The organism is Leptospira kanakyensis, assembly GCF_004769235.1.
Lineage (GTDB): Bacteria > Spirochaetota > Leptospiria > Leptospirales > Leptospiraceae > Leptospira_A > Leptospira_A kanakyensis.
Window position 1 is genome coordinate 1,077,043 of the sequence record NZ_RQFG01000005.1, and the last position, 16,225, is coordinate 1,093,267.

The 16,225-nt window shown below is 33.3% G+C and carries 17 protein-coding genes and 1 other RNA gene; 13 read left to right on the top strand and 5 right to left on the bottom strand.

The genetic code is table 11. The features are described 5' to 3' along the window. Positions 1–3 precede the first annotated feature (3 nt). The 8 genes from EHQ16_RS05705 to EHQ16_RS05740 all read left to right on the top strand — a co-directional run bounded on the left by EHQ16_RS05705 (position 4) and on the right by EHQ16_RS05740 (position 7,953). Complete coding sequence (locus EHQ16_RS05705; protein ID WP_135638837.1) at positions 4–1,695, top strand: AAA family ATPase; 1,692 nt, start codon at positions 4–6, stop codon at positions 1,693–1,695. 178 nt (positions 1,696–1,873) lie between these two features. After that, positions 1,874–2,680: an ABC-three component system protein gene (locus EHQ16_RS05710; protein ID WP_135634806.1), complete on the top strand. Its 807-nt coding sequence runs from the start codon at positions 1,874–1,876 to the stop codon at positions 2,678–2,680. Next, the gene (locus tag EHQ16_RS05715; protein ID WP_135634804.1) at positions 2,670–2,903 is read left to right on the top strand and encodes an ABC-three component system middle component 6; all 234 of its coding nucleotides are present in this window, start codon (positions 2,670–2,672) and stop codon (positions 2,901–2,903) included. The genes EHQ16_RS05710 and EHQ16_RS05715 overlap by 11 nt, the downstream gene beginning before the upstream one ends. Beyond that, on the top strand, positions 2,894–4,585 hold the full coding sequence (locus EHQ16_RS05720; RefSeq protein WP_135634802.1) for a DUF2326 domain-containing protein: 1,692 nt from the start codon (positions 2,894–2,896) through the stop codon (positions 4,583–4,585). Before EHQ16_RS05715 ends, EHQ16_RS05720 begins: the two co-directional genes overlap by 10 nt. A 755-nt stretch (positions 4,586–5,340) precedes the next feature. Further along, the gene (locus EHQ16_RS05725; protein ID WP_135634800.1) at positions 5,341–5,934 is read left to right on the top strand and encodes a hypothetical protein; all 594 of its coding nucleotides are present in this window, start codon (positions 5,341–5,343) and stop codon (positions 5,932–5,934) included. A gap of 22 nt (positions 5,935–5,956) precedes the next feature. Continuing rightward, on the top strand, positions 5,957–6,427 hold the full coding sequence (locus EHQ16_RS05730; protein WP_135634798.1) for a hypothetical protein: 471 nt from the start codon (positions 5,957–5,959) through the stop codon (positions 6,425–6,427). A 143-nt stretch (positions 6,428–6,570) separates the two neighbouring features. Then, the gene (locus EHQ16_RS05735) at positions 6,571–6,993 is read left to right on the top strand and encodes an RDD family protein (protein WP_135634796.1); all 423 of its coding nucleotides are present in this window, start codon (positions 6,571–6,573) and stop codon (positions 6,991–6,993) included. Positions 6,994–7,086: 93 nt separating this feature from the next. Then, positions 7,087–7,953: a DUF2167 domain-containing protein gene (locus EHQ16_RS05740; protein ID WP_135634794.1), complete on the top strand. Its 867-nt coding sequence runs from the start codon at positions 7,087–7,089 to the stop codon at positions 7,951–7,953. An 83-nt stretch (positions 7,954–8,036) separates the two neighbouring features. Here EHQ16_RS05740 and EHQ16_RS05745 read toward each other — a convergent pair whose 3' ends face one another. The 5 genes from EHQ16_RS05745 to EHQ16_RS05765 form a co-directional block, all read right to left on the bottom strand. Further along, complete coding sequence (locus EHQ16_RS05745) at positions 8,037–8,759, bottom strand: glycoside hydrolase family 25 protein (RefSeq protein ID WP_135634792.1); 723 nt, start codon at positions 8,757–8,759, stop codon at positions 8,037–8,039. Between the two features lie 289 nt (positions 8,760–9,048). After that, positions 9,049–9,489: an LA_2478/LA_2722/LA_4182 family protein gene (locus EHQ16_RS05750; protein WP_167482636.1), complete on the bottom strand. Its 441-nt coding sequence runs from the start codon at positions 9,487–9,489 to the stop codon at positions 9,049–9,051. A gap of 22 nt (positions 9,490–9,511) precedes the next feature. Next, complete coding sequence (locus EHQ16_RS05755; RefSeq protein ID WP_135634790.1) at positions 9,512–10,249, bottom strand: flagellar motor protein MotB; 738 nt, start codon at positions 10,247–10,249, stop codon at positions 9,512–9,514. Beyond that, positions 10,246–10,899 (bottom strand): FFLEELY motif protein, encoded by a 654-nt coding sequence (locus tag EHQ16_RS05760; RefSeq protein WP_135634788.1) that lies wholly within the window; start codon positions 10,897–10,899, stop codon positions 10,246–10,248. The genes EHQ16_RS05755 and EHQ16_RS05760 overlap by 4 nt, the downstream gene beginning before the upstream one ends. 6 nt (positions 10,900–10,905) lie before the next feature. Next, positions 10,906–12,048 (bottom strand): LIC13341 family surface-exposed protein, encoded by a 1,143-nt coding sequence (locus tag EHQ16_RS05765; protein WP_135634786.1) that lies wholly within the window; start codon positions 12,046–12,048, stop codon positions 10,906–10,908. Between the two features lie 98 nt (positions 12,049–12,146). On the opposite strand from EHQ16_RS05765, the gene ssrA reads away from it, so the two are divergent. The 5 genes from ssrA (at position 12,147) to EHQ16_RS05790 (ending at position 16,216) form a co-directional block, all read left to right on the top strand. Then, positions 12,147–12,496: a transfer-messenger RNA gene (gene ssrA / locus EHQ16_RS05770) on the top strand. Between the two features lie 507 nt (positions 12,497–13,003). Further along, on the top strand, positions 13,004–13,513 hold the full coding sequence (locus EHQ16_RS05775) for a hypothetical protein (protein ID WP_208742234.1): 510 nt from the start codon (positions 13,004–13,006) through the stop codon (positions 13,511–13,513). 504 nt (positions 13,514–14,017) lie between these two features. Continuing rightward, positions 14,018–14,743: a metallophosphoesterase gene (locus EHQ16_RS05780; RefSeq protein WP_135634784.1), complete on the top strand. Its 726-nt coding sequence runs from the start codon at positions 14,018–14,020 to the stop codon at positions 14,741–14,743. A 28-nt stretch (positions 14,744–14,771) separates the two neighbouring features. Continuing rightward, the gene (locus EHQ16_RS05785) at positions 14,772–15,770 is read left to right on the top strand and encodes an SRPBCC family protein (protein WP_135634782.1); all 999 of its coding nucleotides are present in this window, start codon (positions 14,772–14,774) and stop codon (positions 15,768–15,770) included. Positions 15,771–15,850: 80 nt separating this feature from the next. Further along, the gene (locus tag EHQ16_RS05790; RefSeq protein ID WP_244241943.1) at positions 15,851–16,216 is read left to right on the top strand and encodes an MliC family protein; all 366 of its coding nucleotides are present in this window, start codon (positions 15,851–15,853) and stop codon (positions 16,214–16,216) included. The last annotated feature ends 9 nt before the right edge of the window (positions 16,217–16,225 follow it).

A 16,225-nucleotide genomic window follows, 5' to 3' on the forward strand; every position in this document is an offset into this window, starting at 1 on the left:
CAAATGAAAATTCGAAAAATCAAATTTGAAAATAATCATATTTTAGGTTCTATTTTATTCGACTTTACTGACAATCAGGATAAAACAGTAGATACTATAATTATTGCCGGCGAAAATGGAGTCGGCAAATCATACTTACTGAATTCAATTTTTAAATTTTCAAGTCTACAGCCTGAACAAATTACAAGAAATGAAAAAAGAAACTTTGAAATTGAATTATCAGACAATGAAATAGATATTTTAAAAAAAAACGAAAATTATAAACATTTATTTATTAATTCATTAAAAGATAATATTTTATCAATAAACATTGATTATTCGATAACTGGCAACTGGAATCAAATTTCCATAACTGGTAAAACGATCGATAATTCCTTAATAAAGCCAGACTCATGGTTATTTAATGACCGAGATATTAAAAAAATCCTAAAAATGATTTTTTCTAACGCTGAAATCAACTTTTCTCCGAAAGCAATACAAACTGTTACTTCAAAGAATATTGATAGTAATGATTTCAATAGTGAAAAATCAACGCTAAACCTCGCAACTGATATAACACAGTTACTAATTGATGTTCAGAGTCTAGACGCATTAGAGTTTACAGAATGGGCAAGGAAAAATAATGGAATGCCGATTGATTTAGGCAAGATAGACATTCGAATTAAAAGATTTACTTCCGCTTTTGAATTTATGTTTCCTAATAAAAAATTCAAAGGAATAAAAAACGAAAATAATTATAAAAAGGTCATATTTGAAGAAGCCGGGAAAGAAATGGATATTGATAATCTCAGTTCTGGAGAAAAACAAATAGTATTTCGAGGGAGTTTTTTACTCAAAGATAAAAAAAGTTCAAAAGGTGCTATCATCTTGATAGACGAGCCAGAATTAAGCCTACACCCAAATTGGCAGTTAAAAATTCTCAGTTTTTTTAAGAGGCTATTTACAAATGATACTGGAGAACAAACTTCACAGTTATTTATAGCTACTCATTCGCCATTTATAATTCATAATTCGAATAGAAATGCTGACAAAGTGATCATTCTACAAAAGAATAACTACTCTGAAACAATTATTTCACCTGAACCAAAATTCTACTCATGGTCTCCCGAGAAGATAATTCAAAGAGCTTTTAACATTTCTCCAATACTAAATAAAGACAAAACTTTAATTTTTGTCGAAGGAGAAACAGACGAAAAGTATTTCCAAAAGTGTATTGAAATTTTCAATCATCAAGAAAAGAATATTGAGTTTAAATGGATAGGACGTATTAACGAAAAAGGCAACGCAGAAAATACTGGAGATAGTGCATTAAATCAAGCACGAACATTCTTTTTAGCAAATATGAATCTAATTCCAACTAAGATCATACTTCTTTATGATAGTGATACCAATAAACAAGAGGAAACATTTGGCAATCTGTCAATTTGCAAGATGGTTATTAATTCACAAAACAACCATTTTAAAATCGGCGTAGAGAATTTACTTACCCTTTCGACAGACTTTAATTATAATTTGTTTTACAAACAAAAAACGAAAAAAGACAACTATGGCGCTGAAAGTATTTTTAAAGAACTTGATAAACAAAAGCTCTGTTTATCAATATGCGAACAAACAACAGTAGAACTTCAAAAAATTATTCTGACAAAAGTTAATAGTGAAATTGAACGCTTACATTCAGAAATGCAAAATAAGTAAATCTCAACAGGTGCAAAGTTAGATTAAAATAATTAATTAATTTGAAGTGATCATGCTTAAATTGATCCATGAAATAATTACATTATAAAATATCATAAAACAAATTTGTCGAACATTACCTAAATTATGATGTAGAAATGAAATTCCAATTATTGCACGATAATTAAAGGAGCATTATATGGGACAAGGCCCAAGAGATTATTCTGATAAAACTTTGAAAAGACTATTTGCATTATCTGGAAATGAATGTGCATTTCCAGGATGTTCAAAACGTATGGTTAATGAAAAAAATGCTAAAGAATCAAATATTTGTCATATTGAGGCCGCCAATAAAGGAGGTCAGAGATACAATACATATATGACCGATGAAAATAGAGCAGATTATGAAAATTTAATTCTTCTTTGTGTCCAACATCATGAAGAAACTAATGATATCGATATTTACACGGTTGAAAAATTAAAAGAAATGAAGAGGAACCACGAAAGTAATTTTTTGAATCAGCGATTAAAGGCAAATCCATCTATGCTAAATAATACGATCAGTGCATTTTCAAAAGTAAATATTGATAAATATCCAGAAACTCAGGTATTGAACATTATGGATCCTGGAGAAAAAATCCGTTTCAATGAGCTAAAAAAGAACTCTTCGATTATTCATGAATACAAAGTTTTTCAGGGCAAATTAAATACTTTATATGAAGAATTGGAAAAAGAAGGTTCAATAAGAAAACAACGATTACTGGAAAGGGTAAAATTCGTCTATGAAAAGATTAAAGGAGATTTTATTCTTGATTCTAAAGACCCAATAAAGATTATAAAAGCTAATTCAGATAAAATTTTTGATCAAGTTTACGATGAACTTTATAAGAAAATGGAAGACTCTCAATTCTTTGAAGAAGATATTGTTCTTGGCCTTAGACTGATTTTGGTAGATGCATTCATTCGTTGCAAGATTTTAGAGGAACCGACTCAAAATGCTAATTAATAAAGAAACAAATCCAGAGAGAGATTTGTATTTTCTTGGTGCAAAAGTAATCCAAGCCGTCTCCGGAAAGAAGGGGGATGAATTTAGTTTTTTAGATATTTTGCAAATTGTGAATGAAGAAATAGTCATTTCTCCTAATCTGCTTGCTCTGACCTTAAACTGGCTTTATATACTAGGAACGATTGAACTTACTGAGAATGGAAATATAAAGAAATGTTTTTAAAGAGTTTAATCATACAGAATGGATTTACCATTATCCGTGAGATTAAATTTAAAAAAGGTATCAACTTAATCATTGACGAAACAAAAAATAATTCAAAAACAAGCTCAGGGAATAACGTTGGGAAAACTACTGTCTTAAGATTAATCGACTTTTGCCTCGATGGAAATGGAGAAAATATTTACAAAGACCCGGAATTTAACAAAAATAACATAGCAGTAGAAAATTTTATAAAGCAAGAAAATGTTTCAATAAAACTAACATTAATTGAAGATATAGGAGATAGTTTCTCAAAAACATTTACAATTGAGCGAAATTTTAAAAAAGCTAAAGATAGAATTCAAAAGATAAATGGAATTGATTATAAGAATACAGAATTTTCTACTAAATTAAAAGAATTAATCTTTCGAACTGATTCTAGACTACCAACCCTTAGACAATTAATATCAAAAAATATTAGAGATGAAAAAAATAAACTAATAAATACTATTCGAGTTCTTGCTCCCAATGTAATTACTGATGTTACTTATGAAACCTTACATTTATTTTGGTTTGGAATAGACATAAATTTATCAAAAGATCAGTTTATACGAGAAAGGAATCTCGAATTAAAGATTCAAGCTCGGTTAAAAAAAGATAGTAACTTACCACAAATTAATCAAGCACTCCTCATTGCGAATAAGAGAATAGATGAACTGATTGCATTAAAAAAAAAATTTGATGTTAATGAAGATTTTGAAAATGAATTAGTTTTGTTAAACAAAGTTCGAAAAGAAATAAATTTGTTAATAAGTGGAATTTCAAGACTAGAAATTAGAAAGGAATTAATTCAGGAAAGTAAAAAAGATCTCGAATCCAATAAAGCAAATATCGATTTGGAAGAGATAAAGAATTTATATGCCCGAGCAAAAGTTTTAATTCCTAATCTACAAAAGAATTTTTCAGATGTTCTTGTTTTTCACAATGGAATGGTAGAGAAAAAAATTCAATTTATCACAGAAGAATTACCGTCGATTGAATCAGAGTTAAAAAAAAATCAACAAAATCTAAAAGAACTTTTACAGACGGAAAAAAGACTTTCTGATATTATCTCTAAGTCAAACACTTATGAAGACTTTCAAAAAGTTATTGATGAACTAAATATTTTCTACGAGCGTAAAGGAGTCTTAGAAGAACAAAAAAGAAGCTGGGAACTATCAATACAGAATATCAAAACAATTGATACAAAGATTGAGGCGATAAATAGAGAAATTACTTCAAAAGATGAATTAATTCAAAAAAGAATTGCAGAATTTAATTCTATTTTTTCAGAAATTTCAAGTCGTCTAGATGGCGTTCATTCACTTCTGAGTGCAGATAATTCTGAAGGAGTTTATAAATTTTCTATGTCGAATGTAGAAGGTAACCCCGGAACGGGCAGTAAAAAAAGTCAAATGGCATCATTTGATTTAGCATACATTAAATTTGCAGATTCAATTGATCTGCCATGTTTACATTTCGTCTTACAAGATCAAATTGAGAATGTCCATTCTAATCAAATTACGAATTTGCTGACGGAGATAGTAGAGGAAGTAAACTGTCAATATGTCCTCCCAGTACTAAGAGACAAACTTCCAAAAGATATAGAAATCCAAACGATGGAAATTTTATCTCTCTCTGAAAATGATAAATTGTTTAAAATTTAACTTTCTACACTCTTTTCAAACAATTTCCAAATTCTAAATTTACTTTAAGACCTCACTTTCAATAAACAATGTACTAATTGCAGTAGTTTCAATGAGTGACAGATAATAAATATGATACTTCATTTTCATATTTTCCTCAAAATATCAGAAAAAGAAGATCCAAATCTGTTCCAAACTAATACCTAACAAATATCTCAATAATTTTTATTCCTATTTTTCTTTTGCCTATGAATCAACTCCAAGGTATTAGAATTATGTATCGAATTTTTTATTATTGATTTGTAAGGAAAATATATAAGTTATACTTTTTCTTACAACATTCCCATAGTTTATGTTCAAATTTTTGATTTTAATCTAAAAATCTACCAAGATAGAAAGACAAGCCTACACACAAAACCTAACTCATTATCAGCATGCTACCCTTCTCCGTAAAATTCAAAAGGAAACTATTCATTTCAAAAGACAAAACAGAAGCATTTTTAATTAGAGGCAAACAAGTTCTTATAAATTGCACCGATTGCGATATAGATTTGGTAAAAAATACTCTAATTTTAAATTCGAATTTTGAGCCAAAATGGGTCAAAAAATCTTTTCTATTTCGGATCCTCAAAGTTAGGCATTTTCATCCCTTGGAGTTTAATCGAGTATTATAGTCTAATAAACTATATTTCAAAAATAAATTCTAAAATTTTATATTTCTATGAAACTAATCTGTTAGGTGACTGTTAATAAAGTAAAACGGAAGCTTATAAAAAATGAAAAACAAACTTTTACTCCTTGCCTTACTCACTCTCCCCTTCCTCGCTATTTTCGCTACAGAATCAGAAACTTCAGATATTTTTCGCGGAATTGATTTCTCCGTCACGGAAGTTCAGAAAGTAAAGGCCATGTCCATTACCGTTCCCAAAATCGCAAAACGATCGGACTCACTTCATATGAAAGATAAGTTCCCCATCACTTTCTTTAAAGCTGACTGCATTCAAGAAAAAGAATGTTTTTCGTTACTGATTGCGGTATCTGTCATACCAGAATCTTTAAAATCGTATGAAACTTTAGTGGAAGAATCAAGGGCTACTGATTTTGGCAACCCACCGTACGAAGTGAACAAATGGGTGGAACTTCTTACATTTAAAACGGAAAAAACAAAAATTCTAATGGGGCCTGGGGAATTGCTCGGAACGAAAATAAACGCCTTTTATTTTATGAAAGATACCAATGAAACTTATAGAGTTACCATCAACCTTATCTATCATCCAAAATTTCCTGAGGAAGAATGGAAAGACATCTTGATGCATTCGTTCCTGATCCTAAATAGCGTTAACATTGCATCTGTGGTAAACGGAAAATAACTACTATATCAAAAATCAATCTATGAATCAATTTGAAACCATATTCAATCAAGTCATCGGGGAACATAAAAAACTTTTTAGCAAGTCGGCAAATGTCACCATTCCATTTGAAGGAAATCAAAAAGCGAAAAAGAACATTCGTCTTTTTGATTGGTTTCAAATGAGCAAAAACAAAAAAATCGATTTCTATGATCGGTTTGGTGATATTGAAGAAGAGAATGTTTTGGATAAATACATTATCGACAATGGAGATGATGAAATATTTGCACCAGAACTACGCGATGGAGTTGTTCCTTTTGCTTACATTGTCGATGACGGTGCCACCGGAAACGATTACCAAGTAGAAGGAATTTTGATGATCGACCTTCGTGTTGCAAAACGTCCGGTTCTCATTGCCGAAGTGGATGGTACCATTGATGGACAAACACCATTTAAAATGGTAAAGTTTGAATCCCTAAATATAACAAGTGGCAAAATGAAAGTGGCGGATTAAACAAACCAAAGCTCTAGGCCGGCCTTTCCATCTCACAAAACGGATCAATGTTGAAACTTTTGGAGAATTTACAGTTACCAAAGGAAAAATTTGAATTTTAATATTTACTTTCAACCCCCTAACATCCAGTTTAGGACACAGAAATGACTACCACTCCAGAATCACCAACTAACGATCTTATTTCGGCCGCAGCATCCATGAGCGACAGATACATAGCGATGATTTATGATGCGATTTTTTTCCTGTTTATTATCTTTGTTTCGGCAAAAATCATTTTATTCCTAAATGTAGATGGCCGGATGGCCCAATACGTTTTCTTTGTTTTTCTCTTTTTATACGATCCTTTATGTGTAAGTTTTTTTCGTGCTACACCTGGTCATTATATCAAAGGATTAAGGGTAGTTTCGACAGATGCCAAAAATTTAAATTTATTCAAAAGTTTCATTCGTTATATTGCCAAAATCACTTTGGGAATACTATCTTTAATCACAATATTAGGATCTAAAAAACAAGCTATACATGATAAACTAACATCTTCCTATGTGGTGTATAAAAATAAATTGTAATCAAATTACCACCATCTAACAATGACTGTTGTTATTGTATTCCAATTCGATTTCTGCCAATATCACAAATTCTCAAACTAAGGAGTAAACTTCATGAAAAATCTAAAAACACTACTGATCGGGCTTTTGATTTCTTTATCACCATTATCTGCGGAAGATGATGTTCTTAAAAAAATTAACAATCTCAAATACCAAACGGGAAAGGTCACCATCGGTGATAAACTTGCTACTGTCAATGTTCCCAAGGGTTTTAAATTCCTGGACGCAAAACAAAGTCAATTTGTTTTGCATGATGTATGGGGAAACCCACTAAATGAAGGAATTCTGGGAATGCTTTTTAAAGCAGACCAGTCCCCTATTAGTGACAATTTTACTTACGCGATTACATACGCCTTTTCAGAAGACGGATACGTGAGCGATTCCGATGCCAATGAAATTAATTACGATGATCTTTTAAAATCCATGAAGGAAGATATTTCCGAAGGAAATGAAGATCGCAAAAAAGAAGGTTACCCTACTTTAGAATTGGTAGGTTGGGCTAATAAACCTTTTTATGATGCAAATACTAAAAAACTCCACTGGGCCAAAGAAATCAAATTCGAAGGTGACGAAGTGAATACGCTAAATTATAATATTCGTATCCTTGGAAGAAAAGGGATTCTCGAATTGAATGCAATTTCTGATATCCAAAAACTAAACCTTGTCCAAAAAGATATACCAGCCATCATCGCATCCACAGAGTTTAACGATGGAGAAAAATACTCAGATTATTCACCAGGTATTGATAAACTCGCAGCTTATGGAATTGGTGGACTGATCGCAGGAAAGGTTTTGGCTAAAGCGGGATTTTTTGCTTTGTTACTTAAATTTTGGAAAGTCATCGCCATTGGTGCCGTAGCAGCCCTAGGTGTTCTGAAAAAATTATTCACTAAAAAAGCAGATAACAGTTCGGTTGATTAATCACTCTAATCGTGCCAACTAATTCCTATTTATGAAAAGAGTATTACTATTACTCGCCAAAGGCTTCGAATCATTTGAAGCCTTTAGTTTGAATGATTCATTTGTATCAAACTTTCAAGATTACCATTTAAAACATTTAAATCAACGGGGCCGCTGATTCCGTCAATTCTCGCAGTACTTTTGTATTGCCAAATCATCCAATCAATCGAAGTAAATGTATTGGGATGTACAAAAATATTTCGAATCCATATAGGATGGTTAAATAACTGATCCCCAAGATACTTTTCTATGAATTCATTCGTTAAATAAAGAATGGTTTTGGTTTTATAGTAAGTATCCACTTTATTTAAGAAAATAGAAATTTCACTCTGAACGTTTTCAATTTTGGGCCTATCTTTACAATTTCCAACAAATTCTAAATCAACAACGGGTGGTAATGAATCTATTTCTAAAGGAACTGATTGAATAAAATTCTCAGCTTGTTCAGCACCTGTTTTACATAATGTAAAAAAATGGTAGGCTCCCACTTTAAATCCCACTCTCTTAGCTTCTTTCCAATTATAAGGAAACGATTTGTCTTTAAAATCTCCTCCTTCTGTCGCTTTGATATAAACAAAGGAAATTTGTTTTTTCGGAATTAAGTCCCAATCTATTTTGCCTTGGTGGTTTGAAACATCAATACCCCTAATTGGATACCTTTCTTCAGAAGGATAAACAAACCAAATGAGTCCTAAATCAAAAGCCTTATATAACGCGGAGACGGCAAACAAAACTAAGAAAGCTAAAATGAATATTTTTTTTATCATAACAATTGCTAATATAGATCTTCGAGAAAACTTTCACATAGTGTTTATCTGCATTGCGTATATACAATCTCAGACAAGAAGTCCAAGAAATGGACAGGATGTTATGCGCAATGCGTATATTTACCACCTGTGTCGGCGGCGGCTATACGAATAACGCATATTCACGCATGAAAGTCTATTTGCGAGATATTCGTATGACATTTATCTTTAAAATTTAAAAGCGAGCTTATCCGAATGGCAGTTATTTGACAGATTCTATCTTGTCCTCGCCTTCCCAAATCAGATAAATCTAATTCCCGTTCTGAATTTTTTGAAAAGCCACACAAGATGGAACGGAATCAATTTTTCCTTCTTGTAAATCCTTACAGCTAAACAACAAAATCTGTTTATGACATTCCTTATAGGCAGTTTGGATTGTTAACGGATCTTCGCCGATAAGTTTGTATGCATTACTTTCTCGAAATCTTTTTTGGCATTGGGTTTCATCGAGTCTGCCTTCGGTGAATTTTTTAAGATTTCCTGGAATAGATTTCCATTCTTTATCAGCACACTCTCTATACTTGGCACAAATTTCAGATGTTAAACTTAACGATTCATTCTGCCATTCTACATTTATGATCCCTTTATCTTTTTTACATGATACAACCGTTACTAAAACAAAGATTGATAAGAAAATACGAATTCCATTTTTCATATTCAATTTCGAAAATATTATATTAAGTAAGTTCATAAACTCTTTTGGATTTCCTTTGTTATTTGATCGTTTCTGCTGTTTCTTTTTTACGAATCAAAATTTCGATTCGTTCTTCTTTGGCTTTTTTTTCTGGTGTATCTGAATCTTTTGATTTTTGAAACATGGCATAACCTTGGACCGAGATTTGTTCTTTTGGAATGCCATATTCATTGACTAATTTTTCTGCGAGTAAAGAAGCCCTATGGGAATGGTAATCCCATGAGTTTTGAAATTTCGATTTATCAATTTGTGATTCATAAGGAATTTGCACACGAACCACAATATCAATGTCCATACCTTTTGATAATACGGCTAATTGTTCAAAAGCAAATTTTAAATCAGGATCGGCCTTTAATACATCATCGGATGCCAAATCAGATCCGGCGAAAGTCAATTTGAGTTCTTCCGTTTCAGCAAGACCCAATTTTAGTTTAGCTTTTTCTCGAAGTGTTTTTAATGCGAAACCAATTCGTTCCCAAAGACGAAACACTTGTGACTTTGGTTCCATCGTGTCGTCTTCTAAGATTCCGGAACCACCTTCCAGAATCGCTCCAACTGAACTTACATTTAGACCAAATCCTCTTTTGATATCTTTTGCCACTTCCGTTAGGCGGTTAGCATCAACTTTACTGATAGCATACAATATAATAAATAACCCTAATAATAAGGTGATCATATCAGCATAGGTCAATAACCAACGATCATGCGCTTCTATATGTTCTTCTTCTTTGGATACAAATCTGGAACGTCTTCTCATGTTTCCCCTTTGAGGGTTGGGAAAGCTTTATATAAAAAATCCCATTCCTTTTCTTGGACTATTGCATAGAATTCATTAAATAAATCCTGGTTCACAGGCAAAGTAGCGTAGTAACCTTGTTCTACTTTTTTAAACAAAGGATACACTCCAAGTAACCTCGCCATCATTGATGCAGGTTTAATGATATAAGCACTGACCGGCTTGTGTGCTAATTCATAAAATTTTTTAAGATTAAAAAGTACAACCTCTAATTGTTTTTTTCGAACTTCTCTTTTGTCCAATTCACAGAATAATAAAAAGTATTCCTCCTGACTAATTTCCTTTCCCAGTTCCCAACCTTTAGAGATTAATAGTTCTGCCATTTGGATGTCCAGTTCATCAGTGATTGCATTGAGTTCGATCAATCTTTCAACACTTTCTCTTGTGCCTTCCTTCATCATATTTTTTACTTTGTCATAAGTAGAAAATGCTAATGTTTCCCATTCTTCTTTGCCATCTAAGTTATAAACAGTTTCAAAAAAGAATTTTGCCATTTCTATCGTTTCAGTTCGATGAAAAAAATCATAATAATAAAGATGAAATCGATCCACTTGCACACGAACGATTTCCCTCCTGGCAAGTTTTACTTCTTCCGTCAATTGGTGTTTCATTTCCGCTTAATTCGCCGGTGTTCCTAAAAGATAAGAGGGAAATCCTTGTTGGTCGCGTTCAAAAGGAGCAATTGAAAACTGATTGGGAATGGAAACAATCTCATGATAAAACTTATAAGTGGAACGAAATAATATTTTTGGCGTTACAGATTCTTTCGGTGTGTAATAAAATTTTACACCATAACGAAAGTTATTTGCCCATCCTTCTTTTGTAACCTCTAATAAAGGATATTCGGCTGGGATTTTTTTATTTTGGACAACATTAAAAACAATGTCACCTTTTTTATACAACCTTACTCCTTGCGTTTCTCCTGCCAATCTCACAGAACCAGCTTCAGGAAAAGATAAAGACAAATATGTTAAACTAACATAGTTTCCGCGATTCTTTAGTTGTAATGTTACAAGAGATTCTTTTCCAATCTCAAACTTCGGAGTCACTTCCAAGGATACAAAAGCTGGAACAGGTTGCATCGGAAGGTTTGGAATCATTTCCCAACCATTAAAAACAAATTCTTGTGAGTAATTTGGATTTGTTGGGAAAATACGAAAAGATTTTTCTTTGTTATTGTATTCAAAATCTACACGTTTACTTCTTTTTAATTCTTCGTGTTCTTTTAATTGGAGCCCATCCCAAACTTTTTTACCTTTACGATAACCCATCGGAACAGAAAACAAACCTAACGGTGGTTCTTCGGACAAAACTTCAATAAATACGGAATTAAAATTATCTCCCGGAAGTTCAGCGAGCACAATCCTACGAAGGCAATCCCCTGCAAAAGTAACTTTTTCCTTTCCCGGTGCCGATCCCGGAACCCAGGATTTAAGTTTCGCGTCGTAAAACATCTCTCCTAGGCTCTGTAAAAAGAATTCCAACTTCCAAAGAAACGTCCAACTCGATCCATCTTTCCGGAAGGCAGCAAGAACCTCACTTGTCCCCGATTGGAACAAAACTAAGATTTCCATTTCCGGAGTTTCATCCAAATTAATCTGTTTTTGGCCTAAGACACGAATTTTCCTGTTTTGGTCATTCCCGTAGACAGCTTGCCTAATTTCTGAATCGGAAGGCGCTTCCTTTTGTGAGCAGGATACGAAAGAAACAAACGCGAAAAGTAAAGTGACTGTAATTCGAAACAAAATGGATAATTTCATAGGAATTCTTTCATTCCAGCACAACAAAACTCCAATTCAACCTTTTTTGCTTTTCCTTCCAAACTCCCTGAGTTTTACTCGTCTAAGTAGTAAGAATTGGGGACGACATTGGTTTCGACTGTTGTTGGCTTGGATTCAGTGGCACGTAGGGGTGAGGGACCTCTTAAAAACCTTCAAAACAATAACTGCAAATAACGAATTTGCTCTAGCAGCTTAATTTTAAGCTCTACGGTTTCCATGGCTGTTTCCTTAGGTGGCCAAGAAACCGACACCTCTCTAAGGACCTTTCGGATTTGTCGCCCGCTTCGAACCGGATTGAACTTTAAGTAGGATAGGAATTAGTCCCCCGTTTGTAGGGTAAGTCTTTCCGAAATTTATTTGCAAACTAAACGTGTAGAAGCTGCATTTGAGGGCGATAGGACCCGGGTTCGACTCCCGGCGTCTCCAAAGTTTATTTTTAGTATCATAGTTTTATTTTCGTTTAACAAATAATTTGCGACGGGAGTCGAACGACTGCGAGAGTCAGAAACAGTAGCGACCCATAGGGAGCGTGAAGCTGTTTCTGTCGAAGGCAGGATGCCTGAGACCTCGAGCAGGACGGGTCAGAGGTTGCCTGACCCGGACGGGAAGGCACCGTAGACCGACTCCCGGCGTCTCCAAAGTTTCGGCATTCGCTTCTCGCGTTCGCCTGGCCCTCCGTGGCCAGAGCTCCCGCCCGCACCCATCCATGGGTGCTTTTCGAAGCAAACACCTCCACCGGGTTATTAGCTAAAGTTTATTAGAATCTCTTTGAATACAGATATCCCAGCATCATCTAACAGATAATTTGTGGGGGAAGCTAAGAGTGAGGAATCTTACTTTTATTCTCTAAAAACAGAGTTTACAAGTCACAAACAATTCGAATCTTTAAAGGAAAGTAGGACTGCCCTACCCTAATGCATAGAGATTAAATTCATTGTTTGTAATTCACTTAATACACAATTATCTTTCACTCATATTGTTATTTGCGCCAGCTGGGTTGTTTCTTAGTTTTCTTATTTTATTCATTGATCATTCTAAACTTTCGATTTCAGAAAGTTTTCCTTATTTGACCTGGCAATTTCATGTAATCATTGTTACAGGAATAGTAGCAACGATAGGTGGGTTTTTGGATTGGAGATTTCATAGAAAAACTCTCAATATGAAAATTTCAAGAAAAGAGAGAATCGTGGAAGCAATCGCCCTTGGATTGGGAGGTCTGCCAATGTTTTTTCTAATGTGGTTTGCAATGGTCAGCACCAAACCATTTGAATTTTTGATTCCAATCATCCTTGTTTTGATTTTTACGGTTTCGGCTATTTGTTATGATGAATTTATTTTTCATAAAAAACGTTGCGGACACCTAGAAAATTTATATCATAGAATGTTAATTTTTGGAAATGGTATCGCTTGGTTAGCTTGGTTCCATTTTATTTACGTTAGATGAAGTTTTATGATTTATTATCGCAGGCTAATAAGTTCCTAGATCAATCTACGGAAAAGATTCATCAACATCAAGATATCCATGTACTAGATTTTGGTTCAAAATGGATGTATGATAGGTTAAATGAAATTAGTCCTAAGAATTCAAGATATTATGATCCTTCGATCAGTTTTTTAGGTTATGGGATCTTTAAATATGGACTTTCAGTTTCTATCACGATCCTCTATGTTTTTTTTATTATAAAAGTTAATTTGTTTTTGTTACCTTCTTTCGTGTTTATTTTTTATTTTGTGGAAGTTCATTTTTTGTTCCTGTTTCCAGTTCTTTTTGATAATAAAACAAACCCAATAGCTACAAGTATAAAGTACACCTATAAAATAGGGTTAATCCATGTTATACTCAATGTCATTCCTATTGCGATATTTATGTTGTGTGGATTATTCAATTTTAAAAATCCACTTCGGTTTTGGTTAGTTGGCTGTATTGCCATATTGATTTGGTATAAAGATGAAATTAGAGATCGGGTATAATTTCCCATTTGAGATTAGAAAAGAAACTCACCAAAGCAATTGTAACGATGACTTTAGTATTTTGTTTCTGTCGGATTTACATTTTAATGGGTTCAACAAAACAAAAGTTTACGAAATAATTAAGAAAATTGAAGAGTTAAACCCCACAATTATTTTATTTGGCGGTGATTATATTGATTCAAACAAGGGACTGATCCAATTAAAATTGTTACTTCTATCATTATCACATCGGAAAAATCTTTTTGCAATTGCAGGCAATCATGACTATTTTTTCGGAATAGACAAAATTAAAGAATGTATGGAAGCAAACAATGTCTTTTGGCTTGAAAAGCGGTCATTTACATTTCAAATCAACAACACAACAATTCGAATTGTTGGGAATCTTTTGAAAACTGAAGAAAAAGAATTTGATTTTTCCATTTTAGTTTTACACAATCCAAAGGCTATCGACAACCTTAAGGACCACCATCACTCAGCGTTTGCTGGTCATCTACATGGTTGCCAATTTGTATTTTGGGAAAATAAAAATGGCCTGTACCCTGGAAAATTCTTTTATAAGTGGAACACTCTAAAGGCAATGAAGGATGATTGTCAGTTTTTCATAAGTAAAGGTTTAGGAGATACTTTGCCTATAAGATTCAATTGCAAAAGAGATATGATATTTCTTCAGGTGAATGGGATCCAAGATAGAATCATTTTTTAAATCATTATGGAAAAAGGAATTTAGTAACGTGAAAAATCCAACAACCCTAGCAGTCACCGCGGCAACAGTATATGGCTTATTGTTACGTATCCTTCATGATTTATTAGATCCATTTCTAGGAAACATTATCAGTATTAGTTTCCTCATCCTTGCGCCCGTTACGATTGGTTTTTTGACAATTTACCTATTACCAAAAGAACATACAAAAAGTTTATCAGGTGCAATTTTTAAACCGTTTTTGCCCTGTTTTATTTTGATGTGTGTCACCATTGCTCTAAATATTGAAGGTAAAATCTGTTGGTTAATGATTTTTCCTTTATTTGCATTTACCGCTAGTTTAGGAGGTATTTTAGCTTATCAAATTAAAAAGGTAAGTAATTCAGATTCGAATCATAAAACAAAAAAAAATCGGAATACTTTGCATGGTTCCTTCATTCTTTTTTTGCCACTAGTTGTTGGTTTCATTGAAGGAGACAGCACATTAAGTCGAAAGGATTTCTACATTTCAAAATCTGTAACAATCCAAGCTCCAACGAATGAAGTATGGAAAGAGCTGACAAACATTAACGAAATCAAACCCGAAGAACAAAAATTTAACCTTTCTACCTTTTTAGGATTTCCAAAACATATCAGCACAACCATTGAGAAAATGGAAGTTGGTGGCCGAAGGATCGCATTATATGAAAAAGGACTTTATTTCAATGAAACAATTTCAAAATTTGAGAATGAAAAGCGCCTGGTTCTCAACATAGATATAGATCCAACCACTATCCCAGTAACAGTGATGGATGAACATATTGTGCTTGGTGGAAAATACGTAGACATATTGCAAGATGTTTACAGTCTCGAAAGTTTACCTGATGGAACCAGTAAACTAACACTATCTAGTCGGTTTTATATCAACACACCATTCAATTGGTATGCGGGTATATGGTCAGAATATCTAATGGGAGATATTCTAAAGAGTCAAATCAATCTAATCCGGAGTCGAACACAGAAAACAAATGATAAAGGCGATTCTCGGTGATTCAAAATTACTTTTCTATTTGAGTTTTTCCGTTTGATATAATAGATTTAACTTAAGCCAAATTGAAAACTTCTAACCACTTGAAATTTATCACTATTTTTATCATCGCGATAACGACCGCCATTTGTTTATTCTCTTTCTCTTGTTCAACCGCTTACGAAGAAATGGAAGTCATTTACCAAGCGGAAGATGGCCAAAGGATTACGGCAGTTTACCACAATCCAACAAATGAAGAAGGTACATTCTCTGTGACTCTAAAATTTCCTAGTGGGCAATCTGTCACATTGAATCAAGGTATGGCTGCCTCAGGAGTTCGTTATACAGATGACAAAACTTTAGTTTGGTGGACAAAAGGTGGTGAGGCATTTATGATGAAACCAGATGGAAAAGGTGATTGGGAGATAACAGACAGGTATAAAGAAATTCCAATACCGCCCAATCCTTGAATTCTGAAA